Annotated in this window: 16 protein-coding genes; 2 read left to right on the top strand and 14 right to left on the bottom strand. The window is 60.2% G+C overall.

All coding sequences use genetic code 11. From position 1 onward, the window contains the following. Window positions 1-13 precede the first annotated feature (13 nt). From EDF82_RS12515 to EDF82_RS12500, 4 genes are read right to left on the bottom strand one after another with little or no spacing between them, the layout of a single operon-like run. On the bottom strand, window positions 14-775 hold the full coding sequence (locus EDF82_RS12515) for an amino acid ABC transporter ATP-binding protein (protein WP_123755874.1): 762 nt from the start codon (window positions 773-775) through the stop codon (window positions 14-16). Then, window positions 768-1,433, bottom strand: coding sequence for an amino acid ABC transporter permease (locus tag EDF82_RS12510; protein ID WP_123755873.1), 666 nt, complete (start codon window positions 1,431-1,433; stop codon window positions 768-770). Before EDF82_RS12510 ends, EDF82_RS12515 begins: the two co-directional genes overlap by 8 nt. 14 nt (window positions 1,434-1,447) lie before the next feature. Next, window positions 1,448-2,089 carry an amino acid ABC transporter permease gene (locus EDF82_RS12505; protein ID WP_123755872.1) on the bottom strand — a complete coding sequence of 214 codons (642 nt, stop codon included), beginning with the start codon at window positions 2,087-2,089 and terminating at the stop codon, window positions 1,448-1,450. Window positions 2,090-2,136: 47 nt separating this feature from the next. Continuing rightward, the gene (locus EDF82_RS12500; RefSeq protein WP_123755871.1) at window positions 2,137-2,988 is read right to left on the bottom strand and encodes a transporter substrate-binding domain-containing protein; all 852 of its coding nucleotides are present in this window, start codon (window positions 2,986-2,988) and stop codon (window positions 2,137-2,139) included. Between the two features lie 235 nt (window positions 2,989-3,223). Between EDF82_RS12500 and EDF82_RS12495 the strand changes: the two genes are divergently transcribed. Next, window positions 3,224-4,687, top strand: a complete 1,464-nt coding sequence (locus EDF82_RS12495) for a PLP-dependent aminotransferase family protein (protein ID WP_123755870.1) — start codon at window positions 3,224-3,226, stop codon at window positions 4,685-4,687. Window positions 4,688-4,993: 306 nt separating this feature from the next. Here EDF82_RS12495 and EDF82_RS12490 read toward each other — a convergent pair whose 3' ends face one another. Genes EDF82_RS12490 through EDF82_RS12460 form a run of 7 tightly spaced genes read right to left on the bottom strand, consistent with a single transcriptional unit; the run spans window position 4,994 to window position 13,034 of the window. Next, complete coding sequence (locus EDF82_RS12490) at window positions 4,994-6,262, bottom strand: Zn-dependent hydrolase (RefSeq protein ID WP_123755869.1); 1,269 nt, start codon at window positions 6,260-6,262, stop codon at window positions 4,994-4,996. Further along, window positions 6,252-7,436, bottom strand: coding sequence for an amidase (locus tag EDF82_RS12485; RefSeq protein ID WP_123755868.1), 1,185 nt, complete (start codon window positions 7,434-7,436; stop codon window positions 6,252-6,254). Before EDF82_RS12485 ends, EDF82_RS12490 begins: the two co-directional genes overlap by 11 nt. Before the next feature lie 18 nt (window positions 7,437-7,454). Continuing rightward, window positions 7,455-8,465, bottom strand: coding sequence for an ABC transporter ATP-binding protein (locus EDF82_RS12480; RefSeq protein ID WP_123755867.1), 1,011 nt, complete (start codon window positions 8,463-8,465; stop codon window positions 7,455-7,457). After that, on the bottom strand, window positions 8,455-9,498 hold the full coding sequence (locus EDF82_RS12475) for an ABC transporter ATP-binding protein (protein ID WP_123755866.1): 1,044 nt from the start codon (window positions 9,496-9,498) through the stop codon (window positions 8,455-8,457). Before EDF82_RS12475 ends, EDF82_RS12480 begins: the two co-directional genes overlap by 11 nt. A 3-nt stretch (window positions 9,499-9,501) precedes the next feature. Further along, window positions 9,502-10,395 (bottom strand): ABC transporter permease, encoded by an 894-nt coding sequence (locus EDF82_RS12470; protein ID WP_123755865.1) that lies wholly within the window; start codon window positions 10,393-10,395, stop codon window positions 9,502-9,504. 2 nt (window positions 10,396-10,397) lie between these two features. Then, window positions 10,398-11,351, bottom strand: coding sequence for an ABC transporter permease (locus EDF82_RS12465; RefSeq protein ID WP_123755864.1), 954 nt, complete (start codon window positions 11,349-11,351; stop codon window positions 10,398-10,400). A gap of 18 nt (window positions 11,352-11,369) precedes the next feature. Further along, window positions 11,370-13,034 (bottom strand): ABC transporter substrate-binding protein, encoded by a 1,665-nt coding sequence (locus EDF82_RS12460; protein ID WP_123755863.1) that lies wholly within the window; start codon window positions 13,032-13,034, stop codon window positions 11,370-11,372. Between the two features lie 319 nt (window positions 13,035-13,353). Between EDF82_RS12460 and EDF82_RS12455 the strand changes: the two genes are divergently transcribed. Continuing rightward, window positions 13,354-14,079, top strand: coding sequence for a phosphodiester glycosidase family protein (locus EDF82_RS12455; RefSeq protein WP_123755862.1), 726 nt, complete (start codon window positions 13,354-13,356; stop codon window positions 14,077-14,079). A 72-nt stretch (window positions 14,080-14,151) separates the two neighbouring features. On the opposite strand, the gene EDF82_RS12450 is transcribed toward EDF82_RS12455, so the two are convergent. The 3 genes from EDF82_RS12450 to EDF82_RS12440 are packed head-to-tail and all read right to left on the bottom strand — an operon-like array spanning window position 14,152 to window position 21,117. Then, entirely contained in the window at window positions 14,152-17,244 is a 3,093-nt protein-coding gene (locus tag EDF82_RS12450) for an efflux RND transporter permease subunit (protein ID WP_123755861.1), read from the bottom strand. Between the two features lie 13 nt (window positions 17,245-17,257). Then, complete coding sequence (locus tag EDF82_RS12445) at window positions 17,258-18,337, bottom strand: efflux RND transporter periplasmic adaptor subunit (RefSeq protein ID WP_123755860.1); 1,080 nt, start codon at window positions 18,335-18,337, stop codon at window positions 17,258-17,260. A 56-nt stretch (window positions 18,338-18,393) separates the two neighbouring features. Further along, the gene (locus EDF82_RS12440; RefSeq protein ID WP_187043008.1) at window positions 18,394-21,117 is read right to left on the bottom strand and encodes a cation-transporting P-type ATPase; all 2,724 of its coding nucleotides are present in this window, start codon (window positions 21,115-21,117) and stop codon (window positions 18,394-18,396) included. Window positions 21,118-21,385: the final 268 nt, after the last annotated feature.

Raw genomic sequence — 21,385 nt, 5'->3', positions numbered from 1 at the left:
GCTACTGCATTGATTAGCGGCTGCTTTGTAAAAACTGTCTGACGCGTTCGGAATCCGGGTTGGTGAAAAACTTCTCCGGCGGCGCTTTCTCAATCAGCAATCCTTTTTCAAGAAACACCACTTCATCTGACACCTGACGAGCAAAATCCATTTCGTGGGTCACCACCACCATGGTGTATCCCTCTGCCGCCAGCGCCTTCATCACCCCCAGCACCTCATTGACCAGCTCGGGGTCCAGCGCCGACGTCGGCTCATCAAACAGGATCACCTCCGGCGACATCGCCAGCGAACGGGCAATCGCCACCCGCTGTTTCTGTCCGCCGGACAGGGTAATCGGCCAGGCATCGGCTTTGTGCGCCATCCCCACCTTTTCCAACTGCTGCAGGGCGATAGCATTGGCCTCATCGCGCTTCATGCCTTTGACACGAAGCAGCGCTTCGCTGACATTCTGCTGCACGCTCAGGTGCGGCCACAGGTTAAAGCTCTGGAACACCATCCCCACCCGCTCGCGAATCTTTGACAGCTGGCGGTGGGACATGGCCTTACCGTTTTGTTCGTCAATCCCCAGACGCTGGCCGCCGATGTGGATCTCGCCGCGGTCCGGCTGCTCCAGCCAGTTCATACAGCGCAGAAGCGTCGATTTACCAGAGCCAGACGAGCCTAAAATACTCACCACTGACCCCTTTTCAACCGTCAGGTTGATGTCGCGCAGCACCTCAATATTATCAAACTGCTTGGAGACGTTTTTAATACTCACAGCCGTTGTATCAGGCATGACTCATTCCTCTTTTGGCTCCCAGAGCGCTCAGTCGTTTGATCAGCAGCTCCAGCACAATGCTGACGGCCCAGTACAACGCAATGGCGACAATAAACGCGTTAAACGGGATGAAATAGGTCGCCTGGACGCTGTTGGCCGCGGCGGTAATCTCCTGAACGGTAATAATGCTCAAAAAAGCCGTATCCTTCAGGCAAATAATCAGCTGGTTACCCAGTAGCGGTAATGCTGATGAGACGATATTCGGCAAAATAATTCGCCGGAATATTTGATAACGCGAAAAACCCTGGGCGACGGCGGCTTCGATATAGCCCCCGGAAAATACCCGGCGCTGGCTGCGCAATATTTCAAAGAAATAGGCGCCGTGGTAGATAATTAACGCAATCAGCCCGGCGGTCCATGCTTCCATACTGATCCCGACTTCCGGTAATCCGTAATAGAGCAAATAGGCCAGAATCAGAAAAGGAATAGCTCGCATTAAGCTGACAAAGCCAATAATTAACCGGTTCAGGGTCTTTTTCTGATATTCGGTTAAATAGCACAAGACGATGCCGGCGATAAATCCAACAACGGCCGCCGTAATAAAAAGCTCAAGGGTGGCGAGCAATCCCGCGATAAAGCTGTCGCGCACTGACCAGATAACGGCCCATTGATTCATAGATCCTCCTGTGATTATCGCGCCAGGCGTTTAGCTTTGCGTTCCGCGATGCTTTGCAATTTCAGCAGCGTACCGATAAGCACGACGTACAGCAGACCCGCCGCAAGGATCGGCGACAAGGGTTCGTAAGTGACGGATGAAATTCGGTTGGTCACGCGGGTCAAATCGACCACGCCGATCACCGCGATCGCCGGGCTGCCTTTGATCAGGAACGACATTTCGTTGACCAGTGCCGGCAGGCTCTCGATCCACATCTGCGGCAACATGATGTAGCGGAAATAGGCCCAGCGCCCCATCCCCACGGACTCTGCCGCTTCGCGCTGCTCACGAGGGAAAGTACGGAAGGCGTTACGCCAGATTTCCGCGTTAAATGCCGACGTGTTGAGGGTCAGCGCGACAATAGCCGCCATGTTTTTATCGAGGTTGATCCCCACGGTAGGCAGCGAGAGAAACAGAAACAGCACCAGCGTCACCAGCGGCGTGGCGCGGGCCAGGCTGATATACACCACCAGCAGCTGATCGATAACCGGCAGGCGTAACATCCGCACCAGCGCAATCAGCAGGCCGATCATAACGCCAAAAGTAATCGCAATAGCCGAAATCCAGAGGGTCGTCCATGCGCCTTCAATCAGTAACTGCCAGGAAATTGCGTCCATAGGGCCCTCCTTCGCATTAACACGCGGCGGTTACCCGCCGCAATTTGTCAGAAACCAGCCAGCTTATGGAACTGTTCCGGGTTGGTAATCGGCTCTGTCGGGAGGTCATCGTAGGTTTCGCCAAACCATTTTTTCTGCAGCTCGGCGAGCTTGCCGGTCTCACGCATATGGTTCATAAATTTGGTCATATAGGCCAACAACTGCGGTGAGTTTTTCGGAATCGGCCATGCCATATAGCCAGGACCAGACACCGGTAATCCCTTGGCGAAGACCTTCGGTTTGGCTTTTGCGAGGTCGTTAACCGAAATGACCACGTTAATCACGTAATCGAGGCGCTTGTTAGCCAGGTCGGCGTAGGCTTCCGGGTAGGAAGGGTATTCCACCACCGGCCCCAGCTTGCCGCCGCCTTTCTCGAGCATCGCTTTCAGCTCCGGCAGACGCGCCAGCAGCGCGCTTCCCGCCTGAACCCCCACTTTTTTACCGCTGAGGTCGGCAATGGTATTCAGCGAATTATCACCGGCACGTTTGACAAAATAGTGCTGGGCGGACGCCCACGGCGGGGTGAAATCAAACACTTTCAGACGGTCGTCGGTAATCACCGCCCCGGTTAACGCCATATCGTACTGGCCGGTTGATACCGCCGCTAATAATCCGGTCCACGGCAAAATACTTTGCTCAACATGGAATTTTGCATATTTGCGCAATTCATCTAGCATATCTTTGTTGAAGCCATCGGCCTGGCCGTTATTCATAAAGTTAAAAGGCGCGTAATCATCTTCCGTCGCGACTTTCAGGGTGCCGGACTTTTCAATTTCCGGAAGATCTGCGGCGACTGCGTGATAAGAAAAGGCCATTGCCATTACGGCGCCAAGACACATTGAACCTAATGATTTTTTCATCAATCCACCCCTAAATTAATTCGCCAGACGTGTTCATTCCCGAACATGAAAAGGTTTTGCAAAATATGTGCCGATGGACGTTCCGGTCCGCGGCTGATGAATACATTTTTAATGTAGAGACGGTTTTAAATTTCTCGATAGAGCCAGATTCGCTACGGGGATGTGTCAGTCAATTTCAGGGTGGTATGGAATTTGCTCCAGTTCCTGTAGCACGCGTTTGCGTAAGGAGCTGAGCATGATCCGACACCTGTTACACGTTGATTTCGACCCGCACCGCGGTTTGCAGGAGCAGGTGCGCGAGACGCTGATTAACGCCATTCTGGGCGGGATTTTTTCCGCCGACACCCCGCTCCCTTCCTGCCGCCAGTTGGCCAGCCAGCTGCGGGTATCACGCAATACCACCGCGCTGGTGTTTGAAAGTCTGGTGAACGAGGGCTATCTGATCAGCCGCCCGCGCAGCGGGTATTATCTGCATCCGGATTACCAGCATTCCCCTGCCGCGACCATGGATACTGCACCGCCACGCGAGAGTTCTGCACCACGATGGGGCACGCGACTGCAGATCACTCCCAGCCAGCAGGAGTCGATTCTCAAACCGGCGGGCTGGATGAACTACCGCTATCCGTTTATCTACGGGCAGCCGGACACCCGCCAGTTCCCGCTGGCTACCTGGCGTTCGGCGGCCAACTGGCTGCACGGCGGCGTGCGTGACCCGGCATGGGTGGTGGACCATATCGACCAGGATGTGCCGATGCTGATTGAGCAGATCCGCACCCGGGTGTTGCCGAAGCGCGGGATTGTGGCGGCGCCGGATGAGATCCTGATTACCCTCGGTTCGCAAAATGCGCTGTACCTGCTGACCCGCCTGCTGATGTCAGCGAAGACCCGCGTGGGCGTGGAGAATCCCTGTTTTCGCGAGGCCATCAACACCTTCCTGCTCGCTGATACCGATATTGTGCCGCACCCGGTGGATGAACAAGGCATTGTTCTTAACGACGCCCCTTGCGATTACTACTACGTCACCCCCGGCCACCAGGTGCCGACCGGCGTGGCGATGAGCAAGGCGCGACGCAGCCAGCTGCTGGAACATGCCGCCCGCCACGACGCGGTGATTATTGAGGATGATTACGACTCGGAAAGTAACTTTATGCTCAACCCGCTGCCGGCGCTGAAGGCCAGCGACCGCAGCGGCAGAGTGGTATACGTCAGCAGCCTGTCAAAAGCGCTGTCGCCGGGCCTGCGGCTGGGCTTTATGGTCGCCGACCCGGACCTGATTGACGAAGCCCGGGCATTACGCCGGCTGGTGTATCGTCATCCGCCGACCAATATTCAATATCAGATGGCCCATTTCCTCGCCCAGGGTCACTACGAAACCCATCTGCGGCGCTACCATTACGACTCCGCCCAGCGCTGGGATCGCCTGCATAATGCCCTGCAACACTACATGCCGGAGTGCCGGATTATTGCCGGCAGCGAACATGCCAACGCCTTCTGGTTGGCGACTCCGGAGCAGATCAACACCCAGCAACTGACCTGGCGCGCCGCCCACGCCGGCGTGCTGATTGAGCCCGGCGCGCGGCATTTTCTTAGCGAGGCGCCACCGGGTAACTTCTTCCGCATGGGGTTCCACGCCATTAACCCCGACGCCATCGAGCAAGGGGTCGACGTGCTGCGCGGGCAGCTGGCGCAGATGGGTTAGCGGCCGCCACAGTACCTCTCCCGGAGGCGGCGCGTTGCGCCTGTCCGGGCTACAAAACCCAGACGGCGGCAGCCCCGTAGCCCGCCTCCGGGTGTGTCCCCCCCAGACCGCAGCAGCCCCGTAGCCCGGTCAGCGCAGCGCCACCGGGGAATGGTGCCCAGGTTACCAACCCCCAGACGGCGGTGACCCCGTAGCCCGGTCAGCGCAGCGCCACCGGGGAATGGTGCCCAGGTTGCCAACCCCCAGACGGCGATGACCCCGTAGCCCGGTCAGCGCAGCGCCACCGGGTGTGGTGTCAGGCGTCACCTATACCGCTTTCGCGTACTGCAGCATCACCTGCAGCAGCACGTTCGCCCCGGCGGTAACATGCTCCGGTGAGGCATACTCGATTTCGTTGTGGCTGATACCGTCCTTACAGGGGATAAAAATCATCCCGGTGGGCGCCAGATAGCTCATGTACACCGCATCATGCCCGGCCCCAGAGACAATCTCCCGCGCCGGATACCCCAGACGCTGCGCGGCCCCGGCAATCGCCGCCTGACACTCAGGGTGGAACGGTGCCGCCGGATAGTGGCTCACCTCTTTCAGCGCCACCGTCAGCCCGCTCTCCTGCTCGACGCGGTCGATAAACGCCCGCAGCTGGCAATCCATCTCATCCACCAGCGCATCGCTGAGATTGCGCATATCAATAGAAAACGTCACCTCACCCGGTACCACGTTGCGGCTGTTCGGATGGACCTGCACCATCCCTACCGTGCCGCGCCCCTCGGTGCTACGCCCGGCAATCGCCACCACTTCCTGCATAATGCGGGTCGCCACCTGCAGCGCATCCTGGCGCAGACGCATCGGCGTTGGCCCGGCGTGGGAGGCCTGGCCGGTCACCACGCAGTCGTACCAGCGGATCCCCAGCACGCCCTGCACGATGCCGATAATTTTCTCTTCATCTTCCAGAATCGGCCCCTGTTCGATATGCGCTTCGAAGTAGGCACCAATCGGATGATCCCCCGGCGTCTCGCTGCCGATATAGCCGATCCGCGCCAGCTCCTCGCCGACGGTTTTACCTTCTGCATCCCTGGCGGCGTAGATCGTCTCCAGCGGGAAGACCCCGGCAAACACCCCGGAGCCCATCATCACCGGCACAAAGCGCGACCCCTCTTCGTTGGTCCAGAACACCACTTCAATCGGCGCCTCGGTTTCCATCTCCAGATCGTTCAGGGTGCGCACCACCTCCAGCGCCGCCAGCACGCCGTAGTTGCCATCAAATTTACCGCCGGTTGGCTGGGTATCAATGTGGCTGCCGGACACCACTGGCGGCAGCGCTGGGTTACGCCCTTCCCGGCGCATAAACACGTTACCGATTTTATCCACGGTGACGCGCATCCCGGCCGCTTGTGCCCAGCCAATCACCAGATCCCGCCCCTGACGGTCGAGGTCGGTCAGGGTCAGGCGACAGCAGCCGCCCTTCGGCGTGGCGCCGATTTCCGCCAGCGTCATCAGAGAATCCCACAGACGTTCGCCATTAATACGGCAGGCGGCGGTCTCGGTTACGGGAGTAAAAAGGACATCACTGCTCATATTGGTCTCCTTGCATCAATGCGCTGGCCAGCGCGACCAGCAGACGATCGCTGCCGCGCGGCCCTAAAAGTGAGATACCCAGCGGCAAACCGCCCACCTGAGCGACCGGCAGCGTCACCTGCGGCCGTCGGGTCATCACCGAAATTAACAGTAGATCGTGAGAAAGACGGCGTACCGCTTCGATCTCTTCCGCCTGCGCCGTCAGCAGCGGCGCCCCGTCGGGAACGGTCGGCATCACCAGCACCGCATCACCGAGCTGCTGGTCCCACCAGGCGCTAAAACGTTCGCGCTGCTGGCAGGCAGCTTCAAACTGGGCGCTGGTCACCGCTTTACCCCAGAAGAAGCGCTCACGCACGTCCGGTCCCAGCTGCAGGCCATAACGCTCAATGGTCTCGCCCTGCGACTGCCACGCCTCGTAGCCCTGAATCTGGCGAAAGGCGAGATAGATCTCGTCCACGTCCGGCAGCGGCGCGCTCAGCGCGGTGACCGGCCCGAACTCACGGCTGATTCGTTGACGCACCGGCTGCAGCGCCTGCAGGCTGCGCAGCGGCAGGCGGGAAAACAGACCATCGTGGCTTGCCAGCTGCACATTCGCGATATCCGCAGACGCCTCGCCCAGCAGACAATCCGCGACGGTGGAGAAAACCGCGGCTGAACGGGCAAAAAAACCGCAGGTATCCATAGTGGCGCACAGCGGTTGGCAGCCGTCGAGGGAGAGACGACCGTGGGTTGGACGCAGGCCGTACAATCCGCAGTAGCTGGCCGGCGTGCGCACCGACCCGCCGGTATCGGTGCCGAGAGCAAAATCGCAGGCGTCATTCGACACCGCCGACGCCGACCCCGACGACGAGCCACCGGGAATATGGTTCGGCGCGGCACCGTTGCGCGGCGTGCCGTAATGCACATTGTGCCCGCTCATGGAGTACGCCAGCTCGCTGGTGTGAGTTTTGCCAATAAAGCGCGCGCCGTTGTCCAGCAACGTCTGCACCACCGGCGCGGTGCGATTTTTCATTCCCGACAGCGCCAGCAGATGCGGGTTGCCGCCGCCGGTCGGGTAGCCCGCCACATCGAACAAATCTTTGACCGCAAAGGTCATCCCGCTCAGCGGCCCGCTTAACGCATGGGCCACCGGATGCGCCGGATAGGGCATAAAGGCGCGAAGATCATCCTGCATAGTGGTTTCCTCTGTGCTTCAGGCGTACAGCGCCCGATGTTCAACGGACGGGCTCAGCGCCCGCCAGCGATGGCAGCTCACCACGTGGCGCGGCCCGACCTGTTCGGTGGCGGGCTGGCTCTGCGTACAGGCCGGCTGCGCGTGCGGGCAGCGTTCGGCAAAGGCGCAACCGGGCGGCAGCTGCGAGAGATCCGGTGGCGCGCCGGGAATGCAATGCAGCTCATCGCCCTTCTTCAGCCCCTCTTTCGGGCGGCTGCCCAGCAGCACCTGGGTATATGGGTGGCGAGGACGATATAAAATGTCCTCTATCGACGCCTCCTCGACGATGCGCCCGGCATACATCACCGCCACCCGGTCGGCGATCTCCACCGCCGCGCCGATGTCGTGAGTCACAAAGATAATCGACAGATCGCGCTGCTTTTGCTGCTCGCGCAGCAGGATCAGGATCTGGATTTGCACCGTGGCATCCAGCGCGGTGGTCGGCTCATCCGCCAGCAGCAGCTGCGGATTACAGGAGAGCGCGAGGGCAATCATCGCCCGCTGGCGCATCCCGCCGGACATCTCGTGCGGATAGGCATCCAGCCGCCGCTCCGGGCTGGGGATGCGCACCTGACGCAACGCCTCCAGCGCCCGCTCCCGCGCCGCCTGACGCGACAGCCCTTCATGACGACGCAGGCCTTCAACAATTTGCTGCCCGACGGTGTAGACCGGGTCGAACGCCAGCAGCGGCTCCTGGAAAATCATCGCACAGCGCGCGCCGCGGTAGCGTCGCAGCTGCGAGGCGCTCATGGTCAGCACCTCTTCCTCCCCGACTTTCAGGGTGCCGGAAAGGACGCTGCTTTTCGGCGGATGCAGGCGCATCAGGGCGCGCAGGGTGACGCTTTTTCCGGACCCGGATTCGCCAATCAGCGCCATCACTTCGCCTTTTTGCACATCGAAAGAGACGCCGTTGACCGCGTTGACCGTCTGACCGTCGCGGCGAAACTCGACCCGCAGATCGCGGATGTGGACATAAGCATCATGCGACATGGCTCACCTCCTGGATGGCGATGTTCTGATGCCAGGGCGAGGCGGGTTGCGCCATCAGGCAGGCGCTTTGATGCCCCTCGCCAATGTTTTCAAGCTTCGGCTTCACCTGCGAGCACACCGCTCTGGCATGCGGACAGCGGGTATGGAAGCGGCAACCGGAGGGTGGGGAAATCGGGCTTGGCGGATCGCCGTTCAATGGCGAGGTCAGAGTGCGGTGCTGCGGGTCCATCGACGGCATCGAGCTTAATAATGCGCGGGTATAGGGGTGGGCCGAGGCGGTAAACAGCTGTTCCGCGGGGCCAATCTCGACCACTTCACCGAGATACATCACCAGGATGCGGTCCGACAGCCAGCGCACCACGTGCAGATCGTGGCTGATAAACACATAGGTCAGCTCGAGGGTGCGCTTCAGCTCCTGCAGCAATTGCAGCACCTGAGCTTCCACCGATTTATCCAGCGCCGAGACCGCTTCATCGAGGATCACCAACCGGGGCTTCATCGCCAGCGCGCGGGCGATATTCACGCGCTGACGCTGGCCGCCGGAGAGCGCATGGGGATAACGGTGAGCAAAACGCCCCGGTTCAAGACCAACATGCGCCAGCAGATAGCGGGCATATTCGCTGGCCTCTTTGGCGCTGACGCCATGCACCCGCTGGCCGAAGGCAATGCTCTCTTCCATAGTCATGCGCGGATTCAGCGAGGCGTAGCTATCCTGAAACACCATCTGCACCTGGCGGCGATACGCTTTCATCGGCAGGCGCGATGAGCCGACCTCCAGACCATCAAAGATCAGCTCGCCGCTGTCCTGTTTCAGGAGCTGCATCAGCAGGCGCGCGGTGGTCGATTTCCCGCAGCCCGACTCCCCCACCACGCCGAGGGTTTCGCCTTTGAGCACCGTAAAACTGACGTCGTCCACCGCCTGCACCACGTCGCGGCCTTTGCCGCCGCCGGCGGGAAAGTGCTTGAGCAGATTATTGACCTTCAGCAGCGGCTGGGCCGGCCCGCCGAGGTCGGTATTGATAAAGGGTTGCATCGCTTACTCCTTAATCGCCATTGCCGCACGCAGGCGGTCCGCGAGGATATTGAACGAAATGGAGGTAATAAAGATCATCAGGCCAGGCAGCGCCGCCACCCACGGTTGGGTGTAGATAGCCGTGCGCAGGGTATTCAGCATCAATCCCCACTCCGGCTCAGGCGGACGCACCCCGAGGCCAAGAAACGACAACCCGGAGGCGAGGATCATGCACACCGAAATCAGCCCGGTGGAGAAGACGAAAATCGGCCCCAGTACGTTGCCCAGCACCTGAACGCGAATGATGGTGAAGGCGCTGGCGCCGGTGGCCCGGGCGGCCTCGATATAGTCCATATGCCGCACCTGAGCGGTGACGCTCTCAGCGATGCGCGCCACCTGCGGGACAAACACCAGCGTCAGCGACAGCAGCGCGTTACCAATGCCCGCCCCCAGCGCGCCGGAGAGCGCTATCGCCAGCAGCACCGAAGGGAAAGCGTAGAAGACGTCGACGGTGCGCATAATCAGGGTGTTGGTTTTCCCGCCCGCATAGCCAGCGATAATGCCGATCGCCCCGCCGATAAAGAAGGCGAAGACCACCGGCACAATGCCCATAAACAGCGACAGACGGGTGCCGAGGATCAGCCGCGACAGCATATCGCGCCCGAGTTCGTCAGAACCCAGCGGGAAACCGTCGGTGCCGATCGGCTTGAGGCGTAAAAACATCGATGTCTGATACGGATCTTTTACGATCAGCCACGGGCCAAACAGCGCCAGCGCCAACAGGATCAGGATAATGGCCCCGACGAAGACGCCGCCGGGGTCGCGCAGTAAACGGCGCATAACGCCGCGCCAGTAGCCTTGTCTGGCGGGGGTAACGGGCGTCACGGCCATGCTTTTGGGGGTCACAGTATCCACCATCGTCAGCTCCTCTTAATGCGCGGGTCGAGGCTGGTTTGCAGCATATCCACCAGCAGGTTGAGCACCACGAAGAACAGCGCCAGCACCCAGATGGTGCCCTGCAACAGCGGCAGGTCGCGCTGGAAAATGGCGGTATTGAGCAGCAGGCCGGTGCCGGGCCAGGAGAAGACCGTCTCCACCAGAATCGAGCCGCCCATCAGATAACCCACCTGCAGCCCCATCACCGCCAGCGCGGTTGGCGCGGCGTTTTTCACCACGTGCAGGAAGATCCGCGACTCGTTAAGCCCGCGGGCGCGCAGGCCGACGATAAACTCCTGGCTGAGAATGTCCGCCACCTGCGAACGCACGGTGCGGGCAATAATCCCGGTGGGGATCACCGACAGCGTGATCGCCGGCAGCAACATAAACTGCAGGTGCTCCCAGTCCCACTGCCAGCCCACTTCGCCAATCGGCCCGCCGCCGGTCGCCGGGAGCAGCGCGAACTTAACGCTAAAGACGATGACCAGCAGCATCCCCAGCCAGTAATGCGGCACGCTGACGCCAAACACCGACAGCACCGAAGCCAGACGGTCAATAATGCTGTTGCGGAAGTAACCGGCGACAAAGCCAAACAGGCTACCCAGCACAAAGCCGATCACCGTCGCCAGCAACGCCAGGCGCAGCGAGTAGCCGACGGCGGTCATCACTTCGCCGATCACCGGCCTTCCGGTCGCCACCGACATCCCCAGGTCGCCGTGCAGCGCCCGCCACAGCCAGTGGACAAACTGCAGCGGCAGCGGTTTATCAAAGCCGTAGGCCTGCATTAAGGTCTGACGCAGGGCTTCGGACGCATCCGGCGGCATCACCGAGACCAGCGGATCCCCCGGCGCTATCTGCACCAGCATAAAACAGATCACCGCCACCCCAAGCATGGTGGGGATGGCCAGCAGGATGCGATATAGCAGCGTATTGATCATCGGTAGCTCCCGTTACGATTACTCTTTCTTGCTCACCAGACTGAGGTCGATAAACCAGCTTTGCGGCTGGACTACGCCGGTGACCGCCGGAGATATCGCCCGCGGCCCAACGTCGTGGGCGACGAACAGGAACGGCACCTGATCGACCAGCGCGGCGTGCAGTTCACCGGCGGCTTTGTCCATCTCCGCCGGGGTAAAGGCGTGCTTCACTGCGGTGGCCAGTTTTTCGGTTTCCGGAGTGGAGAAATAGCCCCAGTTAGTGGCGACCGGCGGGAAGGCTTTGGCGGTGGAGAAGCGGATCAGGCCAAAGTAGGGATCGTTGACCGCGGCGCTGACGTTGATCGCATCGATCCCTTTCGCCGAGGGATCTTTCGCCCCGAGACGCCAGTTGGTGAACAGGGTGTTCCACTCATTCACTTTGATATCGACGTTAAAGAAGCAGCTTTTCAGGCTCTGCTGGATGTATTCGTTCATCGGCAGCGGCTGCATCTGCCCGGAGCCGGAGGCTGAGGTCGCCACCGTAACGTGCAGCGGTTTACTGGCGCTGAATCCGGCTTCGGTCATCAGTTTGCGGGCGGTTTCCGGGTCATATTTGATCTGGAAGGTTGGCTTGCCATGCCACAGGCTGTCGGCTTCATAAACGCCGGTGGCTTCGGTCATGTAACCGCCAAGGTAGCTTTTCAGCTCGGCGCGGTTCAGGCACAGGTTGGCGGCCTTGCGCACCCGAATATCTTTCCACGGGGAGCCCTCTTCGAAGGAGAACTGCCACGGCCACAGGTGCGGCTGGGTATTGGCGTAGATTTTAAAGCCCTGGGCTTTAATCTGGTCCACCGCATCCGGGGCCGGCGCTTCGATCCAGTCAACCTGTTTAGAGAGCAGCGCCGCGGTGCGGGCGTTGGCCTCCGGCAGCGGGATCAGCACCACTTTATCCACTCTTGGGATGCGATCTTTATTCCAGTAGTCGGGGTTTTTATCGAGGATCAGCTGCTGGCGGGGAACCAATTTTTCCATTTTGAACGGGCCGCTGCCCACCGCATGGGCGGCAAACTCGGTCCAGGCCAGCTTGCTGCGCGCGGCGGTATCGCCGGTGCTGGCCGGTACCGCGTCATACAGTTTCTGCCAGGCGGTGGGCGAGACGATAAACAAGTTGGTGATGTTGTACGGCAGCAGCGCATCCGGTTCCGAGGTGGTCAGCGCGACGGTGTGGTCATCAATTTTTTCCGCGCCGGTGAGGGTCGGCATGCGCGACAGCGTATTGCCAATCTGGCCCGGAGCATATTGCGGCGCGGCTTTGTTCAGCACTTTATCGACGTTCCAGACAATGGCATCGGGATTGACCTCAGTGCCATCATGAAACTTGACGCCCGGACGCAGGGTAAAGATCCAGCGGCTCTGATTTTGCGGGTCAACGTGCCACTCCGTCGCCAGGCCGGGTACCAGGCCACTTGGCTTCTCACCTTGTGACAGATCCCACTCCACGAGGGCATCGTACAGCGGAATTCCGGTGAAGCGGTTCCCTTCAAAACCCTGATCGGGCTGGCCGAGGGTCAGAGGAATATCGGCCGCGGTCATGGCGATCCGCAGCGTCGAGGCGTGGGCAGGTAACGCGGCAAGCAGCGCCAGCGCCCCGCTGACCGCGACGGCGAGACGGCATTGGCGTAAGCATAATTTTTTCATCAGCATCACATGGTCCCTGTTAAATAAATATTCGTTATTTAACAGGCAAGATGCATACCAGATCTGAATTGCCGTGAAATAAGTAGAAAATAAGGGGTAAAATAAGGATAACTTATATTATCTCAATGATTTTATTTGAAAAATAAACCTGACTTATCTTTTTGCACCGCCAGTGGGAATTCTGTTGCAGAATTGCACCAGCCGATTTTCCTGCACCCGATATCATCACGGTGCGTGACTTTATATAAAATAAATTCATCATTTTTATCCTGTTATTAATTCAGGACTGGATATACTGCCGGCTATTGCCGATCTTAAGGACCCGATGACCGTGCGCTTCTCTGCCCTTCTGCCGTTACTGCTTGTCTCTCTGCCCGCCGTTGCCAGCGGGAAATGCACCCTCACCGACCCCGCGCTGACGCTGCAAAGCTATACCGTCAATCCGCAGCGCGAGCGTATTGTGATGTACTGGAAAAAAGCGGATGGCGAGGCCTTTGGCTCACTGCGTGCGTTACTGGCAGATAGCCCGCAGGCCGATCGTATCCAGATGGCGATGAACGGCGGCATTTACGATAAGGCCTACGCGCCGCTGGGGCTGTATATCGAAAAAGGGGTGCAGAAGGTTCCGCTGAACCGCGCCTCCGGCGGCGGTAACTTTTTTATCCGTCCCGGCGGAGTATTTTATCTTCAGGGGCAAAAAGCAGGGATCGCCAGCCTCGATAAATTTAAGCCCTCTCCCGCCATTAGCTACGCCGTGCAGTCCGGCCCGATGTTAATTGAAAACGGCAAGATCAACTGGCGGCTGAAGCCTTCCGCCAGTTCACGCAAGCTGCGCAACGGCGTCGGAATTAACCGCCAGGGCAAAGTGGTGTTTATGCTGAGCGAGCGCGAAACCAATTTCTATGATTTCGCCTGCTATGCGCAGTCAACCCTCAACGTGCGCCAGATGCTCTATCTCGACGGCACCATCTCAAAGATGTACCAGAAAGGCGGCAGCATCCCGTGGCAGTACCACCCGTTCGTCACCCTGATCGCGGTAGAACGCAAATAACCGAAACGCCCCATCACTAGATCATAGCCCGGCCCAGCGAAGCGCAGGCCGGGCTAATCCAGGTGACACCACCTACATCCGCCGATGGCCCCACTCGCGCAGGCGTTGGAACAGTACGAACAGCGACGGGATAAACACGATGCCAATCACCGTTGCCACCAGCATGCCGCTGAAAACGGTGGTGCCGATAATGCGTCGGCTCTGGGCCCCGGCGCCGGTGGCGAGCATCATCGGCACAATCCCGATGATAAACGAGACCGCCGTCATCAACACCGCGCGAAAACGCCGGGTGGCCCCTTCGCGGGCGGCGTCGACCACCGACATCCCCTCCTCTCGCCTGGCCCGTGCAAACTCAACGATCAGAATCGCATTTTTGGCGGCGAGGGCGATGAGCAATATCAGCCCTATCTGCACGTATACATCGTTGGCGTACCCTGCCAGCCACAGCCACAACAGCGCCCCGCCGATGGCGAACAGCACCGACAGCATTACGCTGGCCGGCAGCGTCCAGCTCTCATACTGCGCCACGAGGAACAGCCACGCCATCGCCACCGCCGCCAGCACGATCCACACCGCCTGGTTCCCGGTTTGCTGCTCCTGCCACGAGATCCCGCTCCACGCGTAGTCATACCCCTGCGGCAGATGGGCCTGTAAAATCTGCTCCATCACGTTCATCGCCGTGCGGCTGCTGACGCCCTCACTCGCCGAACCGCTGACGGATACCGACGGGAACTGGTTATATTGCTGGATGAACGGCGCGCCCACGGTGGGCGTGATGGTCACCAGATTGCTCAGTCGAATACGCTCGCCGCTGTTGCTGCGCACAAACAGCTCGCCAATCTGCGACGCACGCTCGCGCCACTGCATCTCGTTTTGTATCACCACATGGTACACCCGGTTGTTGATACTGAAATCACCGACGCGGGTACCGCCAAACGCCGTTTGCAGGCTGTTGAAGACCCGCGATACCGGCACATCCAGCCGCGCAGCCTGATCGCGATCGACGTTGAGCGTCAACTGCGGCACGTTGCTGCTCCAGGTGGTGAACACCCGGTTCAGCTGCGGGTGCTGGTTGGCTTTCTGCAGCACCTGACGGGTCACCTGCTCCAGCTCCGCCGGAGACTGCCCGCCCTGGGCCAGAATACGTAAATTAAAACCAGATGCGGTCCCCAGCCCCGGCAGCGTCGGCGGCGCAAAGGTCATGATCGTCGCTTCCGGCATTCCCAGCAGCTGGCCCTGCAGCTTGTCCATCACCGTCTCCAGCGGCGGCCGCTGATCCCACGCTTTCAGCATCACTGAAATAAACCCGCCATTGGACGCGCTGGTGCCGTTAAGGATATTAAAACCCGAAACCTGAATCACATCCTCGACCGCCGGGTTCGCCAGCAGCAGCTCGCGCGCCTGGGTCATCACCGCTTCCGTGCGCTCCAGCGACGCGGCTTCCGGCAGCTGCACGCTGGCGAAGAAGTAACCCTGATCCTCTTGCGGCAAAAATCCCTTCGGCATATGCATAAAGCTGAACACCACCACCGCGGCGGCAGTGGCCGTCGCCATCATCGCCAGCCACGGACGACGGTTCATCCGCCCGATCAGCGCGCCATAACCATCGCGGACCTGATCAAGACCACGATTAAACCCGCGCCAGAACGCCGCCGGTTGAGCGGGTCGTGGGCGCAACAGCAGCGCGCACAGCGCCGGCGTCAGGGTCAACGCCACCACGCTCGATACCGTTACCGCCGTCGACAGGGTGACGGCAAATTGCCGGTACAGTTCGCCGACAATACCCGGTAACAGCGCCACCGGCACAAACACCGCCAGCAGGACCAGGGTGGTGGCAATCACCGGCCCGGCGATCTGCCGCAGCGCCTGCGCCGTCGCTTCCTGGCGGCCAAACCCTTCCGCCATCTTTGTCTCGACGCTTTCGACCACCACAATGGCGTCATCCACCACCATGGTCAGAGCCAGAATAATGGCGAATAAGCTCAGGGTATTGGCGCTGTAGCCCAGCAGATAAAGCACGGCAAAACTGCCAATCAGCGACACCGGAATCGCCAGGGTGACGATCAGCGTGGCCCGCCAGCTCTGCAGGAACAGCGAGACCACCACCACGACCGCCATCAGGGTCAGGGCCAGCGAGACGCCGATCTCTTTGATCGTCGCCGCCACAAAGCGGGTGGTATCGAATTTCACCTCCCAGGTCATATCGGCCGGGAAACGACTGTGCAGGCGGGTCAGCTCGGCGCGCACCGCCGTCGCCACCTGCAGGGCGTTCGCCGTCGGCGTCGGGTAGATGCCGAGATAGGCAGAGTCTTTGCCATTCAGCTGCGCCCCGGAGCTGTAGCTGCGCGCCCCCAGTTCGATGGTCGCCACGTCGCTAAGGCGCACCAGCTGTCCCAGTTCGCCGCTGCGGATAATAATCTGGCTAAAGCTTTGCGCATCGTTCAGTCGCCCGATGCCGTTGATGGTCAGCGTTTGTTGCTGACCGTTGAACACCGGCGGCGTCCCGACCTGGCCGGCGGCTCCCTGCACGTTCTGCTCACGCAGCGCCTGGGCGATATCATCGGTGGTCACGTTGAGAGCGTTCATGCGATCTGGCCGCAGCCAGATCCGCATGCTGTAGTCGCGGGCGCCGAACATCTGCACTTCGCCGACGCCGGGCAGACGGGCCAGCGCTTCCCGCACCTGAGTGCTGGCATAGTTGCTGACGAACAGCGGCGAGAGCGTTTCCAGCGGTGAATAGAGGCTGACGCCCATCAGCAGGTTACTCGCCCGCTTACGCACCTGCACCCCGTTCTGCTGCGCGTCGGCAGGCAGCTGCGCCAGCGCCTGGGAGACGCGGTTTTGCACGTCAATGGCCGCCAGATCGGCATCGGTACCGGCCGCAAAGGTCAGGCTCAGACTGTAGTTACCCTCATCGGAACTGGTGGATTCCATATACAGCATATGGTCCACGCCGTTGAGCTGGGTTTCCAGCAGCGCGGCGATAGCCTCAGCCACATCCGCCGCGCTGGCGCCAGGCCAGCTGGCGCTAACATTCACCACCGGCGGCGTAATTTGTGGATATTGCTCAACCGGAATCACCTTCAGCGCCACCGCACCAACAAACGTCAGCAGCAGCGCGATCACCATCGCAAAACGAGGACGGCGGATAAAAAACGTCAGCATCCTTTCACCTTCCCTAATTCAATAGCTGCACGTTGGCGCCGTCACGCAGGCGCTGAGCGCCTTCCGTCACCACCCGCTCGCCGGCGTTCAACCCTTTCGTCACGACAAACTGCTGTCCCTGCTGCCCGTCGAGCGTTAACCGACGCTGGGCGACGGTGGCGTTATCCGTCACCACCCAGCTAAAGAACCCCTGCGCATCCTGCTGGACGGCCGCCACCGGCACCATCAGACTCTCCTGCGGCTGACGCGGGCTGAAAATCACCGACACGCTGCCGCCCGGCAGCAGGCGATGCTGCGGATTCGCGAATTCCGCCCGCAGCACCACGCTGGCGGTGCGGCTGTCGATCCGGTTATCAACGGAGGTCAACACCCCCTCCTCACGCGTCCCCTCGGGGGCAATCTGCGCGACCCACGCCTGCTTCATCGCGCTGATATCGGCGTGCTGCCCGGCTTTGCTGTAAAACGCAGCCTCATCCAGGGCGAAAGAGACGCGAACCGGGTCAAGCTGCACGATGTCGACCAGCGTGCCGCTGCCCGGTCCCACCAGGCTGCCAACGTGAAAGCGGCTGTGGCCGATGCGCCCGCTCACCGGGGAGTCGATGCGGGTGTAATCGAGGGTGATTTGCTGCGTCGTCACGCGGGCTTTGGCCTGCTCAACGGCGGCAGCGGCAACATCGCGCTGCATCCGGGCGTTATCGACATCGTTACGGCTAATGGAGTGGTTATTTTTCAGTTGCTGATAGCGGCTTAGTAGCTGCTGGGCCTGACGTAATGACGCCTGGGCGCTTTTCAGCTCGGCGCTGGCCAGCGCCAGCGCGGCGCGCGGCTGGGCGTCATCGAGGGTAAACAGCCGGTCGCCCTGTTTGACGTACTGCCCGTCCTGGAAGTGGCGCTGCACAATACTGCCTTCGGTACGCGCGCGAATGTCCACGTCATGAATGGCTTCGATACGGCCGGGGATCTGGCGCTCAGCCGCATATGACTGGCGTTCGACAGCGGTCGCGCGGACCGGAGTTGCGGGGGCTGCGGTCGCCGTTAAGGCGTAACCGGCCAGGCCAACGGTCACCAGGACCAGGCGCATGATGTTTCTCATTGCGATTCCTTGCGGATGGTGCAGCGCCCTCCCCGGATGGCGAGGGCGCTGGCAGGTCAGACGGTTTTACGTAACGGGCGGGTCAGACGCTTCTCAACTTCCACCACCAGGAACATCCCCAGGCCAATGACCAGGGTGATCAGCCAGTAGCGCAGCGGCAGCGACTCGGTGCCAAACATCGTCTGCATAAACGGCAGGTAGATAATCGCCAGCTGCAGGAGCAGCAGCACGCCGCTGACCATCCAGATCCCTTTGTTGCGCAGGAGGCCAACATTCAGCGAGAAACTGTCGCTGCTGCGGCAGTTAATCATGTACAGCCACTGGGCGGTGACCAGCATCTGCAGCAACACGGTACGGATAAACTCCGGGCTATGGCCGCGCGGCGCAAGCCAGGCCTCAAGAATAAAGGCGGCAACGGCAATCATGGTGCCGACGAAGGCCACGCGCCAGACGGCGAAGGCATCCATCACGTGCTGGCCGGTTTTACGCGGCGGGCGATGCATCACGTTGCGCTCCGCGGCTTCAAACGCCAGGCCGAAGGAGAGCGTGGCGGAGGTCGCCATGTTCATCCACAGAATCAATACCGGCGTCAGCGGAATGATGTTCCCCGCCAGCAGGGCAATGATAATCAGCAGCCCCTGCGCCAGGTTGGTGGGCATGATAAACAGGATCGTTTTCTTCAGGTTGTCGTAGACCCGACGCCCCTCTTTGACCGAACTGGCGATGGTGGCGAAGTTATCGTCCGTCAACACCATGTCGGCGGCCTCTTTGGTCACTTCGGTCCCTTTGATGCCCATCGCGATACCGACATCGGCCTGGCGCAGCGCCGGGGCATCGTTGACGCCATCACCGGTCATCCCGACCACTTCGCCGCTCTCCTGCAGCGCTTTCACCAACCGCAGTTTATGCTCCGGACTGGTGCGGGCAAAAATGTCGTACGCCACCGCCGCTTTTGCCAGCTCGCGGTCATCCATATGCTCCAGCTGATAGCCGGTCATCGCCTGGCTGCTGTTGGTGATCCCCAGCATCTGGCCAATGCTCATCGCCGTCTGCGGGTGATCGCCGGTGATCATCTTCACGCGGATCCCGGCGGTCTGGCAGGCATGGATAGCATCAATGGCCTCCGGACGCGGCGGATCCATCATCCCGGCAATACCGAGGAACACCAGCCCCTCGCGCAGGTCATCATGGGTCAACGTGGTGCTGCCAGCGACTGCCGGTTTGCACGCGGCGGCAACCATGCGCAGCCCCTGGCTGGCGAAACGAGAAATCTCATTCTCCCAGTACTGCAGTTCGAACGGGGCGACTCCCTGCTTGGTCATCTGCTGGCGGCACATCGCAAAGATAACGTCCGGCGCGCCGGTGATTAACACCCGCTCTTGCTGGTCGATTTTCTGGTGCGTCGCCATGTACTTGTACTGTGAGTCGAACGGAATTTTCGCCACCAGCTGCGTCACCACCGCCGGCAGTTTTGCCTTCGCCGCCAGTACTTTTAACGCCCCTTCGGTAGGCCCGCCGGTGATCCCCCACAGGCCGCGCGCGTCCTGCACCAGCTGGCTGTCGTTACACAGGTCGATGGTGCGCAGATAGGTATCCAGTACGCTACCCGCTTTAATCTGCACCGGCTCGTCGCTGCCCTCGAGATAGATATTGCCCTGCGGCTCGTAGCTGTTCCCTTCCACGCGATAGCAGCAGTCGGCGGTGATAATCGCTTTCACCGTCATTTCGTTCATCGTCAGGGTGCCGGTTTTATCCGAGCAGACCACGGTCATCGCCCCCAGGGTTTCGACCGTCGGCAGCTTACGGATAATGGCGTGTTTACGCGCCATCGCCTGAACGCCCAGCGAGAGGATAATGGAGATAATGGCCGGCAGCCCTTCCGGTACGGCAGCCACCGCGAGGCTAATCAGCGACAGCAGCAGCTCGCCCATCGGGATATCGCGCAGCGCCAGGCTGAAGACAAACAGGGCGGCCATCATCGCGAGAATAATGACGAAAATCGCTTTACCCAGCTTATCCATCTGCACCAGCAGCGGCGTGCGGTGCTTCTCGATGCCGGCCATCATCTGGTTGATGTGCCCAAGCTCGGTATCCTGCCCGGTCTCGGTCACCACCCCCACGCCGCCGCCGGCGCTGATGGTGGTGCCAGAAAAGAGCATGTTGGTACGGTCGCCGAGCGGCAGCTCCCCTTGCAGCGCGGCGGTGGTTTTATCCACCACCGTCGATTCGCCGGTGAGGATCGCTTCTTCCACCCGCAGGTTGTGGGTTTCGATAAGACGCATATCCGCCGGCACGCGGTCGCCCGCCCGCAGAATGACGATATCGCCCGGCACCAGCTCGCGAGTCGGCAGGGTTTCGTGCTTGCCGTTACGCTGCACCCGCGCGTTGCTCGACAGCATGTTGCGAATACCCTGCAGCGATTTTTCGGCGTTGCTCTCCTGAACGTGGCCAATCAGCGCATTGATCACCGTGACCCCGAGGATCACCAGGGTATCCACCCAGTGCCCCATCGCGGCCGTGAGCACGGCGGCGGCCAGCAGGACAAAGATCAGGACGTCGTTAAAGTGGGCGAGGAAACGCAGCCAGGCCGGCTTGCTTTTCTTTTCAGGTAAGGCGTTAGGGCCAAAAGATTTCAGGCGCTCAGCCGCGTCGGCGCCAGACAGGCCCTCAGCGCGGCTTTTTTTCTGGGTCAGCACCTCGTCAACGCTCTGCTGGTACGCCTGCCGAGGCGTAGCATCACCGGCGGGTGTTGTATTATTAGAGTTCATCATTTTGGTCAAAATAAGTTTTCCTTTTAAATTCCGTGATTCGGAAAGCCTGAAATCATTTCTGGCCAATGAATAAATACATCGCAAGCGGACACGAACAAACGTGATTTAGTGCAATATTTAAACTCTCGCAAAATTAAAAAACTATGATAAGTTAATTCTTCATAGCAAATATCGCAGAGTAATATTAAACCCTAATCAAACGAGGTTAATATGTTTGGAATCTACCGCGGACGCCGCCTGGCACTGTACATCCTGCTAGCCATCATTATCGCTACCC

This window comes from Klebsiella sp. BIGb0399 (assembly GCF_003752615.1).
GTDB classification, from domain to species: domain Bacteria; phylum Pseudomonadota; class Gammaproteobacteria; order Enterobacterales; family Enterobacteriaceae; genus Klebsiella; species Klebsiella lignicola.
The sequence above is the reverse complement of the archived record's forward strand: the minus strand, read 5'-3'. Positions and strand labels throughout refer to the sequence as shown.

What these genes read in the sequence shown, in the direction of transcription:
- EDF82_RS12495 (WP_123755870.1), top strand. Translation starts at nt 3,224, where the DNA reads ATGATCCGACACCTGTTACACGTTGATTTCGACCCGCACCGCGGTTTG.
- EDF82_RS12485 (WP_123755868.1), bottom strand. Translation starts at nt 7,436, where the DNA reads ATGCAGGATGATCTTCGCGCCTTTATGCCCTATCCGGCGCATCCGGTG.
- EDF82_RS12515 (WP_123755874.1), bottom strand. Translation starts at nt 775, where the DNA reads ATGCCTGATACAACGGCTGTGAGTATTAAAAACGTCTCCAAGCAGTTT.
- EDF82_RS12455 (WP_123755862.1), top strand. Translation starts at nt 13,354, where the DNA reads ATGACCGTGCGCTTCTCTGCCCTTCTGCCGTTACTGCTTGTCTCTCTG.
- EDF82_RS12475 (WP_123755866.1), bottom strand. Translation starts at nt 9,498, where the DNA reads ATGCAACCCTTTATCAATACCGACCTCGGCGGGCCGGCCCAGCCGCTG.
- EDF82_RS12450 (WP_123755861.1), bottom strand. Translation starts at nt 17,244, where the DNA reads ATGCTGACGTTTTTTATCCGCCGTCCTCGTTTTGCGATGGTGATCGCG.
- EDF82_RS12465 (WP_123755864.1), bottom strand. Translation starts at nt 11,351, where the DNA reads ATGATCAATACGCTGCTATATCGCATCCTGCTGGCCATCCCCACCATG.
- EDF82_RS12505 (WP_123755872.1), bottom strand. Translation starts at nt 2,089, where the DNA reads ATGGACGCAATTTCCTGGCAGTTACTGATTGAAGGCGCATGGACGACC.
- EDF82_RS12470 (WP_123755865.1), bottom strand. Translation starts at nt 10,395, where the DNA reads ATGGTGGATACTGTGACCCCCAAAAGCATGGCCGTGACGCCCGTTACC.
- EDF82_RS12480 (WP_123755867.1), bottom strand. Translation starts at nt 8,465, where the DNA reads ATGTCGCATGATGCTTATGTCCACATCCGCGATCTGCGGGTCGAGTTT.
- EDF82_RS12445 (WP_123755860.1), bottom strand. Translation starts at nt 18,337, where the DNA reads ATGAGAAACATCATGCGCCTGGTCCTGGTGACCGTTGGCCTGGCCGGT.
- EDF82_RS12500 (WP_123755871.1), bottom strand. Translation starts at nt 2,988, where the DNA reads ATGAAAAAATCATTAGGTTCAATGTGTCTTGGCGCCGTAATGGCAATG.
- EDF82_RS12510 (WP_123755873.1), bottom strand. Translation starts at nt 1,433, where the DNA reads ATGAATCAATGGGCCGTTATCTGGTCAGTGCGCGACAGCTTTATCGCG.
- EDF82_RS12460 (WP_123755863.1), bottom strand. Translation starts at nt 13,034, where the DNA reads ATGCTGATGAAAAAATTATGCTTACGCCAATGCCGTCTCGCCGTCGCG.
- EDF82_RS12490 (WP_123755869.1), bottom strand. Translation starts at nt 6,262, where the DNA reads ATGAGCAGTGATGTCCTTTTTACTCCCGTAACCGAGACCGCCGCCTGC.